General features: G+C 72.4%; 10 protein-coding genes. 3 read left to right on the top strand and 7 right to left on the bottom strand.

Annotation, left to right across the window (positions count from 1 at the left end):
* Positions 1–372 precede the first annotated feature (372 nt).
* Positions 373–1,992: a type VII secretion protein EccB gene (locus tag ACGFR7_RS17595; protein ID WP_393319508.1), complete on the bottom strand. Its 1,620-nt coding sequence runs from the start codon at positions 1,990–1,992 to the stop codon at positions 373–375.
* A gap of 345 nt (positions 1,993–2,337) precedes the next feature.
* Here ACGFR7_RS17595 and eccE point away from each other — a divergent pair, with 345 nt between their 5' ends.
* The 3 genes from eccE (at position 2,338) to ACGFR7_RS17610 (ending at position 7,746) form a co-directional block, all read left to right on the top strand.
* Positions 2,338–3,564 (top strand): type VII secretion protein EccE, encoded by a 1,227-nt coding sequence (eccE, locus tag ACGFR7_RS17600; RefSeq protein ID WP_393319511.1) that lies wholly within the window; start codon positions 2,338–2,340, stop codon positions 3,562–3,564.
* Entirely contained in the window at positions 3,564–4,406 is an 843-nt protein-coding gene (locus ACGFR7_RS17605; protein ID WP_393319513.1) for a hypothetical protein, read from the top strand. Before eccE ends, ACGFR7_RS17605 begins: the two co-directional genes overlap by 1 nt.
* Positions 4,407–4,740: 334 nt before the next feature.
* Positions 4,741–7,746, top strand: a complete 3,006-nt coding sequence (locus ACGFR7_RS17610; protein WP_393319516.1) for an SCO5717 family growth-regulating ATPase — start codon at positions 4,741–4,743, stop codon at positions 7,744–7,746.
* A 737-nt stretch (positions 7,747–8,483) separates the two neighbouring features.
* Here ACGFR7_RS17610 and ACGFR7_RS17615 read toward each other — a convergent pair.
* The 6 genes from ACGFR7_RS17615 to infB all read right to left on the bottom strand — a co-directional run bounded on the left by ACGFR7_RS17615 (position 8,484) and on the right by infB (position 19,309).
* The gene (locus ACGFR7_RS17615; protein ID WP_393319519.1) at positions 8,484–9,431 is read right to left on the bottom strand and encodes a bifunctional riboflavin kinase/FAD synthetase; all 948 of its coding nucleotides are present in this window, start codon (positions 9,429–9,431) and stop codon (positions 8,484–8,486) included.
* Between the two features lie 305 nt (positions 9,432–9,736).
* A complete protein-coding gene (locus ACGFR7_RS17620; RefSeq protein WP_393319522.1) occupies positions 9,737–13,843 on the bottom strand; it encodes a hypothetical protein in 4,107 nt (1,368 codons plus the stop codon).
* 404 nt (positions 13,844–14,247) lie between these two features.
* Positions 14,248–15,177, bottom strand: a complete 930-nt coding sequence (gene truB, locus ACGFR7_RS17625) for a tRNA pseudouridine(55) synthase TruB (protein ID WP_393319525.1) — start codon at positions 15,175–15,177, stop codon at positions 14,248–14,250.
* Positions 15,174–15,626, bottom strand: coding sequence for a 30S ribosome-binding factor RbfA (rbfA, locus tag ACGFR7_RS17630; protein WP_086720471.1), 453 nt, complete (start codon positions 15,624–15,626; stop codon positions 15,174–15,176). Before rbfA ends, truB begins: the two co-directional genes overlap by 4 nt.
* A 65-nt stretch (positions 15,627–15,691) precedes the next feature.
* Entirely contained in the window at positions 15,692–15,985 is a 294-nt protein-coding gene (locus ACGFR7_RS17635) for a DUF503 domain-containing protein (RefSeq protein ID WP_033269483.1), read from the bottom strand.
* 177 nt (positions 15,986–16,162) lie between these two features.
* On the bottom strand, positions 16,163–19,309 hold the full coding sequence (infB, locus tag ACGFR7_RS17640) for a translation initiation factor IF-2 (RefSeq protein WP_393319528.1): 3,147 nt from the start codon (positions 19,307–19,309) through the stop codon (positions 16,163–16,165).
* Positions 19,310–19,393 lie beyond the last annotated feature (84 nt).

Here is a 19,393-nt window from a genome sequence, read left to right on the forward strand (position 1 = left end):
TGAGACTTGTACGTCGTACCGCGGCATGCCGCCACAGGCGCTCGCGCGGTAGGCATCTCCTGCTGACGCCATTGGCTACTTTAACCACTCCATATGCCTGTTCCCAACAGGGGGAGCGTTCTTGTGACGGGATCACAACATCGCCAACTGGCCGCCATGGAAACGTTGTTCAAATGAACCGGACGAAAGCGATGCTATCGGTCGGCTCCGGGCAGACGGAAGTAACGAAGATCGCACGCGGAAGGCCACGGCGATCGCGGTCAATTCCATGGTGCACGGAATGCGGACGCCGAAGTCCGCGCCGATTCCGTGACGGAACCCGCGCGGACCTCGTGCGCCTCAGAACCCAGGCCCCTCAGGACCTGGCGCCGCTCAGGACGACTGCGGCTTCATGGCGCTGCGGATGTCCAGCGCCGGCCCCTCGGAGAGCAGGGTGGACCAGGCCTTCGGAATCAGCGGCGGGTGCGTGCCCCCGTAGCCGAGGTGAAGCCTCGACTGATCGACTTCCTGCTTGTCGTTGCCTGCCTTGTCCCCGCCGTCGTTGTTCCGCGGAACGGAGTAGCGCAGCCCCGTGTCGGTGGCCAGGAAAAGGCTGCCGCTCTTCGCCTGGGGCGTGGCCACCTCCGTGTACAGCAGGCCGCTGCCGGGGGTGACGTACGAGCTGGCGCCGCTGGCGAGCTTGGCCGGGTAGTCCTTGCCGACCCAGGTCTGCATGTCCGGCACACCGTTCGGGTAGCCGAGCTGCTTCTCCTCGCCGCCCGGGTACTTGTTGTTGGTGCCGTTGTAGATACTGCAGGACACGCCGCTGCGCGTGGGGGTGACCAGCCCGCCGCCCTGGGATCCGAAGTTGTTGGCCGGGGAGACCGCTTCCTTCGGCCACGGCGAATCGAAGTCGCCGAACGCCTTCCCCAGGTACGTCGTCAGGTTCCCCGAGTCGTCCTTCTTGGGGGAGATGCTGCTGGCGGCGACGGGTACGGGGACGATCGGCGAACCGTCGGAGTGCAGCTTCCTGGCGTTCGAGCCCTGCTCCAGGAGCCTGGCGACGAACTTCGTCACCTGCTCGACGCCGTCCTTCTCCACGACGTACTTCTGGCCGTCGCTGTCCTCGAGGATCGAGCCCACCCTCTTGCCCTTCTCCGGGACCTTGGGGGCGGTGGTCATCGTTCCCGCCTGCTCGACCTGCGGCATGCTGATGGAGAGCTGGTCCGGGAGGGTGAGCAAGGTGTCCATGTACTGCTGCGACACCTTCTGCGGCTGGGCGTTGGGGCCGAAGACGATCCGGCGCAGGAGGGCGTCACCGTCCACCCTGCTGCCGGCCCACCCGCCCATGCGGGTGGAGTTGAACCCGAAGGCCATGCCGTTGTTGTCGACCAGCCACTTCTTGCCCTTGGGGTCCTCGACGTACAGCGCCTGATGGACGTCGAGCTTGCCCTTGTCCTCGACGAGCTTCTTGTCCTTGCCGGCCAGGACGAAGACGGCCTGCTGCGGCTTGGAGTTGGTGCCGGTGCCGGGGCGGTTGCACACCGCCCAGGTCTTCGGCTTGTCGGCGTCCTCGGAGCCGGGCAGCCGGTCGGGCGCGTACGGAATGCCGAGGGCGGGCCCGTGCGGGAGCTTTCCGTCCAGCTCGGATTCCTTGACCTTGACGACTTTGAACTGCGGGTCGATAAGAAGCCGGGCGGAGGCGAGATTCAGGATGGGGTGCAGCAGTTTCTGGTGGTGGCTTTTCAGGACGATGTAACGCGTGGTCGATTCGTCCCCGACGATGACATTCTTGCCGACCTCGTCCCACCCCTGCGGCGCAACCGGCTTGAGAATGCCGCACGCGCCGAATCCCACGAGCATCACAACACCCATGACGATACTTGGCACCACCGCCTTGAGCGGCTTGGGGGCACTCTCGATCGATCCGTTCGGCAGCGGCTTCAGAAATGCCGCATTCGTGCGCTTTCGAGCAAACGAATACGCATTCAGCTCGTCCCGACGTGATGCCATTGTTGCTTTCTCTCCCCGCCTGTCGGATCTACATCGACCGCCCCCGGCACTCACGCCGTAGCGCCCTCTACTATGCCGTGTGTCGATCGACCCGTACGGTACGGGTGCCACCTTCCAACGCACCAGTCTCAGCGGGCGACCGACACGTCCAGAGGCCACACCACCAGTAGAGGAGCAGGCCGGGGGATGTCCAGCGCCACCAGGGCTCGACGCCGCAATGGGCGGCAACAGCAGCAACAGCCTTCCGCTGCCCCGCAATACGCGGGAAATGCTGACCAAAACGGTACAGCTTCGGGCAACAGAGGAAATGGCGGCGGGGATTCCGCGACCCGTCCGGCCGGTCCGGTGGCACCGCGACTGCGCCAACAGGCCGGAACCATCGGCGGGGTGCGCGTCCAGCAGCTGGCCATCATCGAACTCGCCGCGGCGCTGGTGCTGGTGGGCTGGACGATCCACCCGGCCGCACTGACCGCGGCCATTGTGATCGCGGCCCTACTGGTCATTTTCGCGCTCGGCCGGCGGCGGAGGATTCCGCTGCCGGAATGGATCACGACCGTGCGCGCCATGAAGCGCCGCGGCAAGGACAGCAACTCCGCGCTCGCGGCGACGCAGGGCGTGGACCCCGCGTTCGCACCGGTGGTGGAGTGCGAGCCGGCGCTGCAGACCTATGAGTTCACCACCGAATCGGACCAGCGCGCCATCGGGTTCGTCGGTGACGGGACCTTCCTGACGGCTCTCGTCCAGGTGGATGCCCGTGACGAGCCGCTGCGGCCGCAGCGCGGCAGCCACATGCTGCCGCTCGAGGTGCTGCACACCGCGCTCGACATCGAGGACATCCACCTCGAATCGGTGCAGTTCGTCCAGTACACCCAGCCCGCGCCGGCGCCGCACCTCCCCGAACAGGCCGTCGCGGCCCGTTCCTACGCGCCGCTGCAGGCCCAGTCGCAGACGCCGGCGCTGCAGCTGACGTGGATCGCCCTCAAGCTCGACCCCGAGCTGTGCGCGGAGGCGATCGAGGCCCGCGGTGGCGGGATGGAAGGCGCCAAGCGTTCGCTGCTGCGCGCCGCCGACCAGCTCGTCAGCCGGCTGACCGCACACGGCGTACGCGCCAAGGTGCTCGCCGAGCGGGAGGTCGTGGCCGCGATCGGCACCGCGGTGTGCGTCAGCCCGCGGGCCGCCAACGGGGCGATGGGACGCGACGGCCGGGCGGCCCGCCGCACCCAGGAGACGACCCGGGCGATGCGCTGCGACGACCGCTGGCACACCACCTACTGGATCGGCCGGTGGCCCCAGCTGGGGCAGGGCGGCGCTCCGTTGGCGGCCATCACCCAGCTGCTGACCAGCACCAGGGCGATGGCCAGCACCTTCACGCTGACCGCCACGCACGGCAATGGCCGCGCTCCGGCCATCTCGGGTTACGTCCGCCTTTCCACCCGCAGTGAGAACGAACTCTCCGCCGCCCAGAGCGAGTTGGAGCGTCGTTCCGGTTCCGTGAAGGTCGGGCTCGTACGGCTCGACCGGGAACAGCTGCCCGGCCTGCTGGCCACGCTTCCCCTCGGAGGTACCCGCTGATGGCCTCTCCCACCTATCAGCCCCGCGTCAACACCAGTGGCAACGGCTGGCGCAATCCCCCCGTCGCGGGCGGCACCGGTGCTGGCCGCCTCTCGCACCAGCCGCGTCCGGACGAGGGGCAATCGGGTCCGAACGGCCCGAAGCCCCGCCCCGGTTTCGGCCTGCGCGGCCCGCGGCGCAGCCCGCACATCCTGACCGCGGACTCGCTCGCCTCGCTGACCCTGCCGGTCGGTGACGACGGCGTGATCATCGGCATCGACCCGCAGAACCAGCCGGCCGTGCTGAGCCTGCTGCGCCCGGCGCCCATGGAGATCGCGCTGGTCGGCAGCATGTGGATGGCGCAGGTGCTGGCGCTGCGTACGGTCGCCACCGGCGCGCGGGTCGCGGTCGAGACGGCGCGGCCGCCGGCCTGGGGGCAGATGGCGCAGGCCGCGGGCGGCGGGCAGCAGTGCGTCTCCGTCCACGATGTGCGTCAGATCGCGCCCCAGGGGCCGTCGGTCTCCAGCCCGGTGCTGGTCGTACGGGACATGGGTGCGCGGCCGCCGCGCAATCAGCTCGCCCCGAGCCCCTGGCAGTCGGTGCTGACCGTGCTGCCGTTCCTGGGGCCGCGGTCGCCGCAGATGCTCAGCCGTGCCGATCTGGTCGGTCTGCAGCGGCTCTCGCCCGAGGAGACCGAGGTTGTGACGCGAATCATGCGGCTGCCGGAGCAGGTCGGCGCGGTGCTGCCGACGCTCAGCGACAACGCCATGCTGTGGTGCTCGCGCGATGGCCACCAGTTCGTCATGACCCAGCCCACGGACGCGGAGACCAACCTGCTCGGCGGCCCCCGCCGTATGGACTGACCGACCCTGCGGGCCGGTTGCCCCACGGGGCGCCGCGCACCGCGCGTACACCACCGGCCGCAGGCACGGCGTGACGGGCGCACCCACGGGTGCGCCCGTCAGCGTGCCGAGGGGCTTGAAGACGAGATGACACCGACTGCCGCTATGGGCCGAGTCTTGATTAGGCTGTGCAGGAGAGCCGCAGGAGCACAGCACGACGGCAGTCGAAACGGGGACGGAGACAGTTAGTGTTGGCGCAACCCCGGGTGGTGTGTTCCGACTTCCGCTACATCCGATCGATCCGCCTGTATCCGGTCCTGCCGTTCAGGTGCGTTGCAGTACACCAGGAGGCACAGTGAACGAGCAGGAGGCTTTCCGTCCGGACGGAAACGATCCTGACGACGACCAGTCCGAGTTCGACCTGACCGGTGAGTTCAAGATCGATTTCGCCGCACCGGCCTGGTACGCGAGCAACGACACCAGTGGTGGGGGCACGAGTGCCGCCTCCCCCGCGACTCCTCCTGCGTCTTCGCCCACCGCTCCGCCCGCCACCGCCCAGTCCCCGCTCGGCCCGCCCACCGGCCAGCCGCTGCCCGGGCCCGCCCAGGGGGCGCCTGGAATTCCGCCGCAGCAGCCGCAGCAGCCGCAGCAGGGTGCGCCCGGGATTCCGCCGCAGCAGCCGCAGCAGGGTGCCCCCGGGGTTCCGCCGCAGGGCGTGCCGACGGCCCCGCCGCCCGTGGAGGCCGCCCCGCCGAGCTTCCCGACCCTGCGCCCGCAGGACTCCGGCAATGCCACACCGGCCACCGGCATCGACGCACCGCTTGCCGGCGGTGACGCACCGGCGACCGGCAATGCCACACCGGCCACCGCGACTCCCGGCCCCGAGCCGACCGCGGAGGTCGCCCCGGCCACGGACGACGGTGCGGACGCCGGCAATCGCCGCTCGGGCACGGGTGTCGACCCGTCGTTCTCCCTCTGGGGCGACGGCGATGACGACGAACCGAAGGCAGCGAGCGCGACCGACGCCAAGCCCGAAGCCGAGGCCGAGGTGAAGCCCGAGGCCGACGCCGCGCCCGCGGTAGCGCCGGAGACCGCACCCAGCGCGGTGCCGCAGCCCCAGGCCGCCCCGACGCCGCACGCCGCCGAAGGTGGAGCTCCGGTCCCTGAGGCGGTCACCCCTGCCCAGCCCGCGCCCGACGCCGCAGCGCAGGGTGGACAGCCCGCCCCGGCCCAGCAGCAGCCGCAACCCCAGGCCCAGCCCCAGCCCCAGCCCCAGGCCCAGCCCCAGCCCCAGCCCCAACAGGCCGCGCCCCAGCAGGGCATGCCGCAGCAGGGGGTTCCGCACCAGGGCGTCCCGCAGCAGACGACTCCGCAGGGCGTGCCCCAGCAGAGTGCGCCCCAGCAGGGTGCTCCGTGGGGCGCTGCCGCCGAGGGACAGCAGCAGGGTGTGCCCGGGCAGGGCCCCCTGCCGCCACTGCCGGCGGAGTTCCAGCCGGCGGACCCGCGGATGGCGCAGGCGCAGGCGCAGGCTCAGGCCGCCCAGCAGGGCCAGCAGCAGCACGCAGCGGCGCAGCAGCCGCAGCAGCCGCAGGCCGGCTATCCGCAGGGACAGCACGCCCAGCAGGGTGGCTACCCGCAACAGCAGCAGGGCGTCCCCGGCCAGCAGCAGTCCGCGTACGGCTACCCGCAGACCGGCTACGGCTACCCCCAGCAGGGCCAGCAGGGCCAGCAGCAGCCGCAACAGCACCCAGCGGCGCAGCAGTCCGGCTACGGCTACCCCCAACAGGGCCAGCAGCCGCAGCAGCACGCCGCGGCGCAGCAGTCCGGTTACGGCTACCCGCAGACCGGTGCGCAGGGCTACTCGCAGCAGGGCCAGTACCCCCAGCAGGCGCAGGCCGGCTACAGCCAGCAGCATGCCGCCGCCCAGCAGGCGGCACAAGCCCAGGCGGCACAGGCCCAAGCAGCGCAGGCGCAAGCGGCACAGGCGCAGCAGGCTCAGCAGGCCCAGGCCCAGCACGCGCAACAGGGCCAGCAGGCTCAACAGCCCCAGCAGGCCTACCAGCCGCTCCCCGGGCAGCAGGCCGGAGACCCGAACGCGGCGGCGAACTACGCGTCGTACTCGCAGCCGGGTCAGCAGCAGCCGCAGCAGCGGGCCGCTCCCGGCGCGCCGCTCGGCTACAGCGCCGCGGTGGAGCTGACCTCCGACCGGCTGCTGCGCAACCAGCCCAAGAAGCGCAAGCCGGGCGCCAATGCCCAGCCGTCCAAGTTCAAGCTGGGCGCGAAGAAGGAAGAGGCGGAGCGGCAGCGCAAGCTGGAGCTGATCCGTACGCCGGTGATGTCCTGTTACCGGATCGCGGTGATCAGCCTCAAGGGCGGTGTCGGCAAGACCACCACGACCACCGCGCTGGGCTCCACCCTCGCGTCCGAGCGGCAGGACAAGATCCTGGCGATCGACGCCAACCCGGACGCCGGCACGCTCGGCCGACGGGTGCGGCGCGAGACGGGTGCGACCATCCGCGACCTGGTGGGTGAGATCCCGCATCTGCACAGCTACATGGACATCCGCCGGTTCACCTCGCAGGCCCCTTCCGGCCTGGAGATCCTCGCCAACGACGTGGACCCCGCGGTCTCCACGACGTTCAACGACGAGGACTACCGACGGGCGATCGACGTCCTCGGCAAGCAGTACCCGATCATCCTCACCGACTCGGGTACGGGCCTGCTCTACAGCGCGATGCGTGGAGTGCTCGACCTCGCCGACCAGTTGATCATCATCTCCACCCCGTCCGTGGACGGTGCGAGCAGCGCGAGCACCACCCTGGACTGGCTGTCCGCGCACGGCTACGCCGACCTGGTGCAACGCGGCATCACGGTCATCTCGGGAGTCCGCGAGACCGGCAAGATGATCAAAATCGATGACATCGTGTCGCACTTCGAGACCCGCTGCCGCGGTGTGGTGGTCGTCCCCTTCGACGAGCATCTCGCCGCAGGTGCCGAGGTCGACCTGGACATGATGCGGCCCAAGACCCGTGAGGCGTACTTCAACCTCTCCGCCCTGGTGGCCGAGGACTTCGCGCGGGCACAGCAGGCAGCGGGGATGTACCCGCAGCAGCAGATGGGCGGCGACCCCTACGCCCAGCAGCAGTACGCCCAGCAGGGGCAGCCCCCACAGGCACAGCCGCAGCAGCAGCCGCAGCAGGGCCAGCCGCCGGCCGGTTACCCGCCCCAGCAAGGCGGTTGGACCCAGCAGCCTGCCCAGCCGCCGGCTCACTGGCAGCAGCAACAGCCCGCTCCGGACGCACCGCAGCCGGAACAGCCCGGCCTGGCGCCGGGGTGGCAGCAGCAGCCGCCTCCGCAGTGAGGCGGGCATAGCAGCACGGCCATAGCGCACTGGCGCACTACGGGGCGGGGCCCGGCATCAGCGAGATGCCGGGCCCCGCCCCGTAGCACGTCATCCCTCGGACGAGTGAACCCCTCTCAGCCGAACTCCGCCTGGAATCAGCCGAGTTGCTGACGCCGCACCTCCACCCACCAACCCCGAATCGGCGAGACCGCACCTCCACACCCGCCCACCCCCCGAAGGGGGGTGGGCGGCGGGGAAAACATATGGGGGTAGGGCCGGATCAAACAGGAAGGAACCACCGGTACCCGCGGAGGGGAACTACCGGTACCCACGGAAGGTAAGCACCGGTACCCGCGGAGGGGAACCGCCGGTACCCGCGGAAGGCGAACCACCGGTCACTCGGGAGGCGAACCACCGGTCACTCGGGAGGCGGGGCCAGCAACCGCGAGAGGGAAAGGGCCGGCAACGGCGGGAGGCTAAGGCCCATGGCCGCCGGAACGGCAAGCCATGGAAACGGAAGCGGCAGCGAAGGTCCGCAATCGCAATCGCGCGAAGAGAGGCGGTAGGCCAGGAAACCGGAGCAGGAAGACGTCCGGGAATCCGGAGCAGGAAGACGTCCGGGAATCCGGTCCAGGAAGAAGTCGGGGAAACCGGGCCAGGGGAAAGCGGCAAGCCGGGAAGGCCAGGAAGGCCGGAAGGCCGGAAGGCCGCAACCGGAGAGCCCAGTCGCGGCGATCACTCCCAACCGGCGGCGATCAGCCCGCCTCCGCGACCAGCCCGCGGGCCAGCTTCACATCGACCGCCATCCGCTCCAGCAACGCGTCGAGCGTGTCGAACTTCTCCTGGCCGCGGATGTAGGCGACGAAGTCCACCCCGACGTGCAGCCCGTACAGATCCAGGCCGACGCGGTCGATGGCATACGCCTCGACGGTCCGTGCCGTGCCGTCGAACTGCGGGTTGGTGCCGACCGAGATGGCCGCCGGCATCGCCTCGCCCTCGACCTGCAGCAGGCCGGCGTAGACGCCGTCGGCCGGGATCGCGGTGTGCGGCAGGGTCTCCACATTGGCCGTAGGGAAGCCCAGTTCACGGCCGCGCTGGGCACCGCGCACGACAACGCCCTCGACCCGGTGCGGCCGTCCGAGGACCTCCATCGCACCGGCCACATCACCCTCGGCGACCAGGCGGCGGGTGAGCGTGGAGGAGAACGGCTCGCCGCCGCCCGCCGCCCCGCGCTCATAGAGGTCGATGACCTCCACGCTGTAGTCGTAGGTGGTCCCGAGCTCCGCGAGGGTCGCGACGTTGCCGGTCGCCTTGTGTCCGAAGCGGAAGTTGGGGCCCTCGACGACGACCTGGGCGTGCAGCTTGTCGACCAGCACCTTGACCACGAAGTCGGCCGGCGCCAGCTTCGAGAACTCCTTGGTGAACGGGAGAATGAGCACCGCGTCCACCCCCAGACCGGCCATCAGCTCCGCGCGCCGGTCGTGCGGCGCCAGCAGCGGCGGGTGGGTACCGGGCCGCACGACCTCACTCGGGTGCGGGTCGAAGGTGACGACCACCGCGGGGATCCCCAGCTCACGGGCGCGCGCGACGGCCTTGCCGATGATCAGTTGGTGGCCGCGGTGCACTCCGTCGTAGGAGCCGATGGTGACGACGCTGCGTCCCCAGCCCTCGGGGATGTCCTCCAAGCCACGCCAGCGCTGCACAGTGCCCGCTCCTCGCCCGAACCCTTGTCCGTCCATTGCGCCAATTCGGCATGGCGCAGGTCTAAGACTGCCATGCCGCGGGTGATGCTCCGCGCGAAGGGTGGCTCAGGGCACCCGTCCCGCCTCCGGTCCGCCCCTGATCCCACGGGCGGCCTCGCGGGTCACGGAGGGCTCTCCTCGGGCTGCCCGGTCCGGCCCGGCCCGCACCGCCCGGCACCCGCAGCCGCCTGTCGCCCACCCCCGCAGCCCCTCGGCCCGCCCCGACTGCCCCGCCCGACTGCCCCGCCCGTCAGCTGTGACACCCGTCAGCTGTGACACCCGGCGAGCGTGGCACGGGCGCCGGGGCCCACCACTGCCGCCCACTCCCCCGGCTCGTCCGTCGCCCAGTCCTGCACCCGCCGCGCGAAACCCGGCAGCCGCCGCCCCAGTTCCACCAGCCGCCGGTCGAAGCAGGCCGCGCCCGCCGGCGTGCGCACCAGCAGCATCCCGGTGCGGTGCACCAGCTCCCTGGTGCGCTCCGCCGGCCGCCGCTCCGCGCCTTCGGCGGCGGCCTCCAAGAGCGCCTCCAGCACACGGGTGTCCCGGCCCCCGCTCCCCTCATGGACCCGGTGCGGCGCCGCATAGGAGGCCTCCTGCGCCAGCAGCGCATCGAGCAGTTCACGGCGCAACGCAACCGAGTCGCCACACCCCGTCTCGGCCACCACGGCAGCGAGCGCGCACCGGACCGCTACGGGGGAACCGGTCAGCAGCTCCACGGCGAGCGGCCGGAGCGCGGCGCGGGCGGCCGGGCCCCGTTCGAGGCGGCGGTCGATGAACTCGGCGACCGGCCGTGCGGCACGCTCCGGGCAGTGCCGGGCACAGTCACGGACGAGGTCGGCGACGCGGGCGACGAGGTCCGGCGCATCGGTGCGGGCGAGCATGCGCAGCAGGGCGGCCGCCACCGGTGGCCCCGCGCCGCCGATCAGCCGGGCCCGGAAGGCGGTCAGCACCGGTTCGGGGTGGTCGGCGAGGGCGGCGGTGAAGACCGTGGGCGGCAGCTGCGGATCCCCCGCGACAAAGCGGGCCAGCGCCCGGTCCAGGAAGCGGGAGCGGGTGGCCGGGTCGCCCATCAGCAGGGCCAGCGCGGAGCCGTGGTGGGCGCTGTCGGCGCTCCGGGCGAGCAGGCAGAGGGCCGCGTAGCGCAGCAGGGCGCGGTCGGGTCCGGCGGTCACGTGCCGGGCGGCCCGCAGACCGTACGACACGGCGGCGGCCCGCCGCTCGGGGCGCACGTCATGCGCCCACCGGTCCACGGCCCGGCACACCGCGGCCGGCTCGTCCTCGGCCAGCGCGTCCATCAGCTCGTCGCCCCTGGGGTGCGCGGCCTGCACCAGCGCTTCCGTGAGGGCGTCGAGCGCCCGGTGGCGATGGGTGTGCAGCAGCGCCTGCGCGGCGGTGGCCACGGTGATCTCGCCGGGCACAGCCTCTACGGGGCGGGCCGGGCCGCCGTCCGGCGCGCCGGGGCGTTGCAGCGGGCGGCTGTCGTCGAACCAGGCGCACAGCAACGGCTGCATCTGCTGCGGATCCGCGCGCAGCAGTGCGGCCGCGGCATCGAGAAACCGGGGCGAGCCTGCCGCGGCGGGCCGGGACCCGGTTGCGGGGGCCGCTGCGGACGCGCTGCCGCCGGTGTCCGCCCGCGCGGGGGTGCCCGCCCGGGCGGGGGTGGGGCGCGGGCCACCGGTGGCGTCCGGCCGGCCGTCGCCGTCCCGGTCGGACGCCGGGTCGTCGGCGGGGTGGACGCGTACCCGCGGCGGCGGCGCGAAGTCGTGGCCGGCCCGCGGACCGTCGGCGGATACGGCGGGGGACGTCGGATTGCCCGGCGCGGGATCGGACGCCCCGAGCGGGCCGGACGGGCCGGACGACGACAACCGGTCGGGCAGCGATGACGAACCGGACGGTGACGGCCACCCGGACCGCGATGACGGAACGGGCCTCGACGGCCGCGACGGCCACACGGCCCGCGACGGCGCCCCGAAGGGCACAGCTCCCGTGGCCCCCGTCCCCGCCTCCGCCTCCGTGTACCGCTTCGCGCCGGCCGGCCCCCGCCCCGCCCCGCACGGCGGCCCGTCGGCCGGCAGCAGGCGGCGCAGCAGGTCCATCCGGTCCTCGTCGGCCAGCGCCAACCGCTCCCAGAACCACGGCCCGAAGGCCTCCAGCCCCGTCTGCACGAAGCCGCCCGCCCGGAGGGACCGCTCCGTGATCCGGTCGGCGAGCAGCCGCAAGACGCCCGTGTAGGGCCTCGCGTCGGGGACCCGGAGCAGCACACCGGACAGCAGATGAGCGGCCCACCAGCGGCCGTCCACGGCGCGCGCGGCCGGTGAACCGGCCCCGGGGGCGGCCGCGGGGCCGGCAGCGGGGGCGGTTGCCATCGGCACCAACTCTGCCAGCCGGAAAGTCAGTTGCACCGTTCCCTCGCGCCTGCCGAGCAGCAGCAGCGCCTGGACGGCCGGCCCGGCGCGGTGTCCGGGCACGGGCAGCAGGTCGAGGTCGACATGCGCGCCCTGCAGCCACTCCGCGAACTCCTCGTGGGCGAAGCGGAATCCGGTGCCGGCCGGGACCAGCAGCCCCTCGGCCAGCACCGCACGGGCCCAGCCGGGCTCGCGCGGGAACACCTCCTCGAAGGAGGTACGGTCCAGCGCGCCGGGGCCGGGGCCGAGGCAGCGCCGGGCCGCCTCGTGCACCTGGCCGGCGACCTGGGCGGCCAGCCGGCGCACGGCGGTGCCGCGCGGCGCGGGCCGGTGACCGGCCGCGAGCCGTACGGCGATGCGCAGGCACACCAGGTCCAGGTAGGCGTCGAAGATCTGGTGGCGGTCGGGTGTGCCGAGGCCGGGCGGCACGTCGGCGCACCGCCCTGCCCCGTCCCCCTCGGTGAGCGCCGCGCCGACCTCCGCGAGCAGGCGCAGGGCCAGCGGATGGCGGGCGTCCGGTGCGGCCGGCGCGCCGGGCGGCAGGCCGTAGTGGCCGCGGGCGCGCTCCGCCTCCTCCTCGGTGAGGTCACCGAGCTCCACGCAGGCGGGCAGCGCGGGCGCCGGACGCAGCGGCCGGTGCAGCAGGCCGGGCGGGAAGAGCGCACCGGCCCGCTCCCAGTACTCGGGGCGGCAGGCGATGACCAGTCGCACACCGGTGGTACGCAGCCAGTCGGCCGTCGCGTCGGTCCACTCCGCCAGCCGCTCCCCCTGCGCCAGGGCCGACGGCATCTCCTCCGGCCCGTCGAGGAGCACCAGCAGCGGGCGTCCGGCCGCGGACGCCGCCCGCGCGACGTCCTGGCAGGTGGTGTCCGCCGGGTCACCGGCGGTGCGGCCCTCCCCGGCGACGATCCGGCCGGCGGACCGCAGCGCACGCTCGACGGCGCTGCGTACCCCGTCGTCGCCGGACCGCAGTTCCGCGCCGCGCAGCCGGATGGTCGCGGCGGGGCGGGGGCCCTGAGCCCTGCGTGCCGCGAGCCCGGCCAGTTCCGTGCTCCGGCCGCATCCCGGCTGCCCCACCAGCCCCAGCACGCTTGCCCGCGCCGTCCCCTGGCTCTCCTCGAAGCGCGCGAACTCAGCGGCCACCTCAGGCCGTTCGACCGGCTCCCGCGTCGGCCGCGGCCGCTCGGGGGAGCCCGTCGAGGGCATCGACAGCTCGGCGAGATGCCGCGCGCCGGCCGGGTTCAACTCGCTGCCGTAGGCCGGGACGGTCGCCTCATTGCGCTCCAGCAGCGCGGCCAGCGCGCCGTGTGGCGCGGCTTCGGCGACCGCGCGCAGCGGAATCGCGAAGCCGCCCGCCCGGCGCCCGAAGACACTCTCCCCCGGGCGGCCGCGGCCAGGAGCCTGGGGGTGCAGCGCGGTGCCGAGGATGCCCAGCACCGCGCCGGTCCGGGCGTCCAGCACCGGCCCGCCGACCGCCAGACCGCGCAGCCGCAGCGCCTCCCGGCCCCCGGCGCACAGGCCGAGCTCCAGCGTGTCGTCGAGGAGGTGGACGCGCTCGGCGGCTGTGTACATCACCCCGGAGCCCGGCCCGACGACCGTGCCGTCCAGCCAGCCACCCGCCCAGATGCGGGCTGCCGTGCCCGCGGCCGGCCGGGCCGCGGCGATGGGCAGCGGCGTGAGCCGGTGCGGTCCGAAGCCGCCGGCCCGTACGAGGGCGAGCCCGGCCTCCGGCAGAGGCGTCAGCGCATCGGCCGCCACCACGCACGTCCATCCGCCGCCACCGGCCGCGCCGCCTCCGGCGCCGTCCGCCATGGGCTGCAGCACCAGTTGCGTGGCGCCGTCCACCGCTTCGTGGCTGGTGATCACGGTGCCGTCGTGGTTCGCGAGAAACCCCGTCCCACGTGTCCGACCTGCCAGATCACGGATCCGCACCAGTGCCGTGTCCGCATCGGCATCCAGCAATGCCATCGCCGGTCCTCTCACCCTGTGCCGTCCCCCGCACGGTAAGCAGGCGGTGATCGTCTCGACAGGGCTCCTCGGCAACGCGCCCCCGTCCACGCCTTGATTCACTTCAAGCGCCTCACCGAATGAGTGAATAGCCGGAACCCACTCGGAACGGGAGGGCCGGAGTACCGAGGAGCCGGGAGGGCCGGAGGGTTCCGAGTACCGGAGGGCCAGCAGGTGACGCAGGACAGCAGGCGACGCAAGACAGCAGGTGAGGCGGGAAACAGACGAGAGGGGGAGCACGGACCGCATACGGGCGCGCAAAGGGCCGGCCCCGGAGCGCGTCCGCGCGTCTCCGGACCCGGCCCTACGGCGGGTGCGGTCCTACCGGTGCCTGATCGCCGGCCCCTGGTACGGCAACTGCGGCACTAGACCGCGAACACCGCCAGGCTCTTCGCCTTCCCGCCCTGGTTCTCCACCAGCGCGAGGAACCGGCCGTCCGGCCCGAACGCCGCGATCGGGCCGCTGCCCTCGAACCGCGGCATCGGGATCCGTGCGCCGTTGAGCAGCAGCCGGACCTGCGGCTCGGCCACATCCCAGCGGGTGAAGGCCGCGGCGGCCGCGTCCCCGAGCGGCATGACCGGCAGGCCCTCCCCCTCGGTGTCGTCCACGGCGGCCTGGAGCTGGTCGAGGGTGCGCGCCCGGTCCAGCTTGTACGGGCCGACGCGGGTGCGGCGCAGCGCCGTCAGATGGCCGCCGACACCCAGCCCGTCCCCCAGGTCGCGGGCGAGGGCGCGGATGTACGTACCGGACGAACACTCGACGGAGACCAGCAGATCGGTCACCGGGGTGCCGTCCTCGGCCTCGGTCTCGTGCGCGGAGTACACCAGGAACGAGGAGACGGTGACCGGCCGGGCCGGGATCTCCACGTCCTCGCCGTCGCGGACCCGCGAGTACGACCGCTTGCCGTCGATCTTGATGGCGCTGACCTTCGACGGGACCTGCATGATCGCGCCGGACAGCCGGCCGACGCCCGCGTCGATGTCCTCGCGGGCGAGACCGTGTGCCGCCTTCGACGCGGTGATCTCGCCCTCGGCGTCATCGGTGATCGTCGTCTGGCCGAGCCGGATCGTACCGACGTACTCCTTCTCCGTCAGCGCGAGATGGCCGAGCAGTTTGGTGGCCCGCTCGATGCCCAGGACGAGCACGCCCGTCGCCATCGGGTCCAGCGTGCCGGCGTGCCCGACCCTGCGGGTGCGCGCCATGCCGCGCATCTTCGCCACCACGTCATGCGAAGTGAAGCCGGCCGGCTTGTCGACGATGACAAGACCGCCCGGCTTGTTGCTCTCACGCTTCATTCTGCCGCGGTGCCCTCGTCGTCGTCCTCGCCCGGCTTGCGGTACGGGTCGGCCTCGCCGGCGTACTGAGCGCCCGAGGAGACCTCGCGCACCTTGGCGTCCGAGGCGCGTGCCTTGTCGAGCAGGTCGTCGATCGTCTTGGCGTTCTCCGGCAGGGCGTCCGGCACGAAGGCCAGGGTCGGCGTGAACTTCGTCCCCGCCGCGGCCCCGACCGCGGAGCGCAGGATGCCCTTGGCGCTCTCCAGCCCGGCGGCGGCGCTGGCCCGCTCCTCGTCATCGCCGTAGACCGTGTAGAAGACCGTAGCCTCCCGCAGGTCGCCGGTGACCCGGGTGTCCGTGATGGTCACGTGCGAACCGAGCCGCGGGTCCTTGATACCGCGCTGCAGCTTCTGGGCGACCACCTCCCGGATGAGGTCCGCCAGCTTCTTCGCCCGCGCATTGTCGGCCACTGGTCCGTCTCCTTCTTTCTTCCACAATTGTGCTTCCACCGGCGGCGGCCTGCCCGGTCCCCGGGTCAGTCGTCGTCGCCGTGCAGCCGCCGGCGTACCGACAGCAGCTCCACTTCGGGCCGTGCGGCGACCAGGCGCTCGCAGCGGTCCATGACATCGGTGAGATGTCCCGTGTCCCCGGACACCACCGCCAGGCCGATGGTGGCCCTGCGGTGCAGATCCTGGTCCCCGACCTCCGCGACGCTCACCGCGAATTTGCGGTGCAGCTCGGCGACGATCGGGCGGACGACGGAGCGCTTCTCCTTCAGCGACCGTACGTCGCCGAGAAGCAGGTCGAAGGACAGTGTCCCTACGTACATGCAAGACGGGTCAAGCCACCCGTGGGGCCTTAGGTGTCCGTGTCATTTCGAACCGTACACGGAACGGCCGGGGCCGATCGACGGAAATACCTTCCGCCGACCGGCCCCGGCCGGCCGCCCGCCCGTCGCCCGGCCACCACCTCGGGTGGACCGGGCCGCGCGCGGGCCGCTGCACGATCAGCCGCGCGGCTTCTCGCGCATCTCGTACGTCGCGATGACGTCGTCGATCTTGATGTCGTTGAAGTTTCCGAGGTTGATACCGCCCTCGAAGCCTTCGCGGATCTCGGTGACGTCGTCCTTGAAGCGGCGCAGACCCTGGATGTTGAGGTCTTCCGCGACCACCTTGCCGTCGCGGATGAGGCGCGCCTTGGTGTTGCGCTTGACCTCGCCGGAGCGGATGAGCACACCCGCGATGTTGCCGAGCTTGGACGAGCGGAAGATCTCGCGGATCTCCGCGGTACCGAGCTCGACCTCCTCGTACTCCGGCTTGAGCATGCCCTTGAGGGCCGCCTCGATCTCCTCGATCGCCTGGTAGATGACCGAGTAGTACCGGACGTCGACGCCCTCGCGCTCGGCCATCTGCGTGGCACGGCCTTCGGCGCGCACGTTGAAGCCGATGACGATCGCGTCGGAGCCGGACGCCAGGTTGATGTCGGTCTCCGTGACCGCACCGACGCCGCGGTGCAGCACCCGGATGTCGACCTCTTCGCCGACATCGAGCTGGAGCAGCGAGGACTCCAGGGCCTCGACGGAACCAGAAGCGTCACCCTTGATGATGAGGTTGAGCTGCTGGACCTCGCCGGCCTTGAGCACCTTGTCCAGGTCCTCGAGGGACACCCGGCGGGTGCGCTTGGCGAAGGCGGCGTTGCGCTCGCGCGCCGCGCGCTTCTCGGCGATCTGACGGGCCGTACGGTCCTCGTCGACGACCAGGAAGTTGTCGCCGGCGCCCGGGACGTTGGTCAGACCCAGGACCAGGACGGGGGTCGACGGACCCGCTTCCTCGACGTTGTTGCCCTTGTCGTCGAACATCGCACGGACTCGGCCGTACGCGTCGCCGACCACCATCGTCTCGCCGACGCGGAGCGTGCCGCGCTGGACCAGGACGGTCGCCACGGCGCCGCGGCCACGGTCGAGGTGGGCCTCGATCGCGATGCCCTGCGCGTCCTGCTCCGCGTTGGCGCGCAGGTCGAGCGAGGCGTCCGCGGTCAGGACCACGGCCTCGAGCAGCTGCTCGATGTTCAGACCCTCACGGGCGGAGATGTCGACGAACATCGTGTCGCCGCCGTACTCCTCGGCCACCAGACCGAACTCGGTGAGCTGGCCGCGCACCTTGGTCGGGTCGGCGCCCTCGACGTCGATCTTGTTGACCGCGACCACGATCGGGACCTCGGCCGCCTTGGCGTGGTTCAGGGCCTCGATCGTCTGCGGCATGACACCGTCGTTGGCCGCCACCACGAGGATCGCGATGTCGGTCGACTTGGCACCACGGGCACGCATGGCGGTGAACGCCTCGTGACCGGGGGTGTCGATGAAGGTGATGCGCCGCTCTTCGTCGTTGACCTCGGTCGCGACCTGGTAGGCACCGATGTGCTGGGTGATGCCGCCGGCCTCGCCCGCGATGACGTTCGTCTTGCGGATCGCGTCGAGCAGCCGGGTCTTACCGTGGTCGACGTGACCCATGACGGTCACCACCGGCGGACGCGCGACGAGCATGTCCTCGCCGCCCTCGTTCTCACCGAAGTCGATGTCGAAGGACTCGAGCAGCTCGCGGTCCTCCTCCTCCGGGCTGACGATCTCGACGACGTAGTTCATCTCTTCGGCGAGCAGCTGCAGCGTCTCGTCGGAGACCGACTGGGTCGCCGTGACCATCTCGCCGAGGTTCAGCATGACCTGGACCAGCGACGCCGGGTTGGCGTTGATCTTCTCGGCGAAGTCCGTCAGCGAGGCACCACGCGACAGGCGAACCGTCGCGCCGTTGCCGCGGGGCAGCATGATGCCGCCCACCGACGGGGCCTGCATGGCCTCGTACTCCTGACGCCTCTGCCGCTTCGACTTGCGGCCACGACGCGCCGGACCGCCGGGGCGGCCGAACGCACCCTGCGTGCCACCACGGCCACCGGGGCCGCCGGGACGACCACCGAAGCCGGGACGACCGCCGAAGCCGCCGCCACCACCGGGACCGCCGCCACCGGGACGACCGGCGAAACCGCCGCCGCCACCCGGACGACCGCCACCGCCACCGGGACGACCGGCGAAACCGCCGCCGCCACCGGGACGACCGCCGCCGCCGCCGGGACGACCGGCACCGCCGGGACCGCGACCGCCGCCACCGCCGGGGCCCGGACGCGGGCCGGCAGCGGGACGCTGCGGCATCATGCCCGGGTTCGGACGGTTACCGCCGCCACCGCCGGGACGCGGAGCGCCACCGGGAGCGGCACCCTGCGGACGGGGCATACCACCGGGGGTGGGACGCGCGCCGCCCTGGCCGCCGCCCTGGGGACGGGGGCCGCCCTGGCCGCCGCCCTGCGGACGCGGGCCGCCGGGACCACCCTGGCCGCCGGGACGCGGGGCGCCACCGGGACGGGGAGCCTGCGGACGGGCCATGCCGGTGGAGCCACCGGACGTGAAGGGGTTGTTGCCCGGACGGGGGCCGGAGGGCCGGCCGCCGGGACGCGGGGCCGGACGCTCGCCACCGGGACGCGGAGCGTTACCGCGGCCCTGGCCACCCTGACCGCCCTGACCACCCTGGCCGGGCGCCGGACGGGCCGGACGCGGGCCGGGGGCACCGGGACGGGGAGCCGACTGGCCGGCGGCGGGAGCGGCCGGCGCGGACGGCGGAGCCTGGAACTCGGGCTGCGCGGGGGCGGCCGGAGCGGGCTTGGGTGCCGCGGGGCGCGCCGGGGCGGGGCGCGGGCCCGGGGTGGGGCCTGCGGCGGGAGTGCTCTTGGGAGCCACCGGGGCCTCGGGGGCCTTCGGTGCCTCGGGGGCTGCCGGGGCCGCGGGGCCCGGCTTGGGGGCGCCCGGCTTCGGGGCAGCAGGACGCTCCCCCTCTGCCTTGGGGGCGGGTGAGGTGCCACCGGCCTGCGCCGGAGACGGCGCGGACGGCTTCGCGGGGGCCGACTTGCGCGGCGCCGCGGGCTTACCGGCGGCGCGGCCATTGCCACTGCCTGCCTGGAAAGCATCCGTCAGCTTGCGAACAACCGGCGCCTCGATCGTCGAGGACGCCGAACGGACGAATTCACCAAGTTCTTGGAGCTTGGCCATGACGACCTTGCTCTCAACACCGAACTCCTTGGCGAGTTCGTATACCCGGACCTTAGCCACTTCGCTCCTTCTAGGTCCGGGTTGTCCACCGGACCGTCGCTACTTCATGGGCGTACTCATCGCGTACTCATCGAGTGCTCATCG

The sequence above is a fragment of the Streptomyces sp. NPDC048516 genome (assembly GCF_043199875.1).
GTDB lineage: Bacteria > Actinomycetota > Actinomycetes > Streptomycetales > Streptomycetaceae > Streptomyces.

Bases quoted from the DNA above. Each gene is read 5' to 3' on its own strand.
- ACGFR7_RS17595 (WP_393319508.1), bottom strand. From the start codon at position 1,992: ATGGCATCACGTCGGGACGAGCTGAATGCGTATTCGTTTGCTCGAAAG.
- ACGFR7_RS17605 (WP_393319513.1), top strand. From the start codon at position 3,564: ATGGCCTCTCCCACCTATCAGCCCCGCGTCAACACCAGTGGCAACGGC.
- ACGFR7_RS17620 (WP_393319522.1), bottom strand. From the start codon at position 13,843: ATGGCATTGCTGGATGCCGATGCGGACACGGCACTGGTGCGGATCCGT.
- truB (WP_393319525.1), bottom strand. From the start codon at position 15,177: ATGAAGCGTGAGAGCAACAAGCCGGGCGGTCTTGTCATCGTCGACAAG.
- ACGFR7_RS17635 (WP_033269483.1), bottom strand. From the start codon at position 15,985: ATGTACGTAGGGACACTGTCCTTCGACCTGCTTCTCGGCGACGTACGG.